The sequence below is a fragment of the Limosilactobacillus panis DSM 6035 genome, assembly GCF_001435935.1.
GTDB classification, from domain to species: Bacteria; Bacillota; Bacilli; order Lactobacillales; family Lactobacillaceae; genus Limosilactobacillus; species Limosilactobacillus panis.
In genome coordinates this window covers 1-2,317 of the sequence record NZ_AZGM01000036.1, presented here as the reverse complement: position 1 = coordinate 2,317, position 2,317 = coordinate 1, and the positions used below count along the sequence as shown (strand labels likewise).

Below are 2,317 nucleotides of genomic sequence, written 5' to 3'. Positions count from 1 at the left end.
GTAAGCACCGAATAACAACACGTCTATATTTTCAATTTGAGGTCTCCTATACTGATTACCAGAAATTCAGTTAGGAGATTATTTTTATTTATGGAAGAAAAACACGAAATTATTACACCTGATTTTATTTCAAAGCCATCTCCGATGTCGGTGCCGATCCATGCGCCATATAAGCATATTGCGGCGAAGGTGGAGCTTAAGGGAGTTTGTTTAACGATCTTCAAGGGTGTCAATCCAAAGCTCGCCAGCGAATTAGTAAAGGTGTTGGTTGAAAATGCTTATTAATTGGCACGCGCCTAAACATATCTATCTTGTTTGTGGGAAGACCGACCTCCGTAAAGGAATTGATGGCCTAGCGATCCTAGTCGCTGAAAACTATGGTTTAGAATTATATGATGACTCACTCTTCCTTTTCTGTGGCTTTAGGAGCGATCGTTTCAAGGGCTTATATTGGGACGGCGAAGGCTTTATCTTACTCTATAAACGCTATGAAAATGGCCATCTTAAATGGCCACGAAATTCTTCGGAAGCTCGCCTATTAAAGCACCAGGAATTAGTCAAACTTTTGAAAGGACTTAATCCTTTTCCTACACCTAATGTTCATAAAGTTAAACCAGGTAATCTCTACTAAGACTCTTTTTAAATCCCTCCGCTTTTGATATAATTAATCAAGATTCATTAAGAACGGAGGTGACGAACCATGGATTACGAAAAGCAAAGTGCTGAACTTAAAAAGCAATTAGCCGCCGCTCAGGCACAAATTGCTCAACAACAGATGATTATCAAGACCTTACAGAACCAACTATTTGGGAAAAAAACTGAAGTTTTTAAGGAAGTAGTTGCAGGACAACAGTCATTATTTAGTGACCAACAGCTCGCTGAGCTGGAAGACAATGATCAAGATATTACTGAGGTAGTTACAATAAAGCAAAAACAAGTGGTACGTCACCGTAAATCTAAGCGGTCGGGTAAACGTACCGCTTTTTTGAATAGTCTGCCCCAGGTAGACCAGGTCATTCCGCTAACGGACACGAAGTGTCCTCACTGTCAGGAGAATATGACTAAAATTGGCCAGCGTTTAGCAAGACGCGAAGCAACCTTTAAACCGGCCGAATTATACTGCAAGAACTTTTACCAGGAAAGCTATAAGTGTAATCACTGTCATCCAGATGGCAACGATCTGGTTGTTAATAGCAAGGTACCACAGGCAATTTTGCCACATAGCTATTTCTCAAGTAGCATTTTAGCGAAGATTAGCGAATTAAAGTTTAATCTAGCTTTACCATTTCATCGTCAACTTAAGCTTTGGTTGGCCATGGGAATGCCAGTTGACGATACTCTAATCACTAAGAATATTATTAACGTCAGTGAAAGCTACTTGATGCCTCTATACAAGAAATTATGTGAGTTAATGCGTTCCGAAGAAGTAATCCATATGGATGAGACACCCTTCCAAGTGTTAGAAGAGCATAAAGCAAACTGCTATTTTTGGGCCATGAGGACGACCGCTGAATTTAGTCGTCATCCAATCAACGTCTTTCATTATGCCAATACACGTTCTGGTAAAGTTATTGAGGATATCATGGGGAGTGACTATCAGGGAATTATAATGTGCGATGGTTATGGTGGTTATAGTAGTCACCTTTATCCAAACGCTAAGTTTGGATCATGCCTAGTGCATATTCGGCGTGAATTCATCAATATCATTAAGACGTTGCATAATCGCCCTGCCAAATCTTCAATTGCCCAACAGGCAGTGTCATTATTAAGGCCGGTTTTTCATACAGAAAAGCGCCTAGTATATCACACTCAAGAAGAAAAAGCCGCAGAGCGAAGGAAAAGAATAAGACCATTATTGGATTCATTTTATGACTACATTAGTCAGGTTAAGCGGCCCCTAGGCAAATTAAAGAATGCCATTCAAAACGCGTTAGCGTTAAAGTCACGAGTCTATCGGATTTTTGAAAATGGTCAAGTCCCATTAACCAATAATCCAGTGGAACAGGCGATCCGACCTTCAACGTTAATTCGTAAAAATAGTCTTTTTGCGAAAAGCATTCGTGGAGCCAAGGCAAGTGCTATATATTACACGATAGTTGGCACAGCTAAAATGAATCATTTGAACATCTATAAATACTTCAAGTATCTGTTCGATCACTTACCGAATCGTGAAAATAAAGATCTTGAGGGCTTTTTGCCATGGGCAAAAGAAGTTCAGGCACAATGTCATATTTAAAATGAGCAAGCGTCATGCGTAACATCAAAACTGATGTCGCGCATGACGCTTTTTCAATACGTGTTGTTATTCGGTGCTTAC

General features: G+C 39.9%; 3 protein-coding genes. All 3 read left to right on the top strand.

Annotated elements, in window-relative coordinates:
- Positions 1-90: 90 nt before the first annotated feature.
- A complete protein-coding gene (locus FD32_RS10020; protein WP_047770166.1) occupies positions 91-285 on the top strand; it encodes a hypothetical protein in 195 nt (64 codons plus the stop codon).
- Complete coding sequence (gene tnpB / locus FD32_RS02730; protein ID WP_047770168.1) at positions 275-631, top strand: IS66 family insertion sequence element accessory protein TnpB; 357 nt, start codon at positions 275-277, stop codon at positions 629-631. The genes FD32_RS10020 and tnpB overlap by 11 nt, the downstream gene beginning before the upstream one ends.
- Positions 632-700: 69 nt before the next feature.
- Positions 701-2,236 (top strand): IS66 family transposase, encoded by a 1,536-nt coding sequence (gene tnpC / locus FD32_RS02725; protein ID WP_056962097.1) that lies wholly within the window; start codon positions 701-703, stop codon positions 2,234-2,236.
- Positions 2,237-2,317 lie beyond the last annotated feature (81 nt).

Bases quoted from the DNA above. Each gene is read 5' to 3' on its own strand.
- FD32_RS10020 (WP_047770166.1), top strand. From the start codon at position 91: ATGGAAGAAAAACACGAAATTATTACACCTGATTTTATTTCAAAGCCA.
- tnpB (WP_047770168.1), top strand. From the start codon at position 275: ATGCTTATTAATTGGCACGCGCCTAAACATATCTATCTTGTTTGTGGG.
- tnpC (WP_056962097.1), top strand. From the start codon at position 701: ATGGATTACGAAAAGCAAAGTGCTGAACTTAAAAAGCAATTAGCCGCC.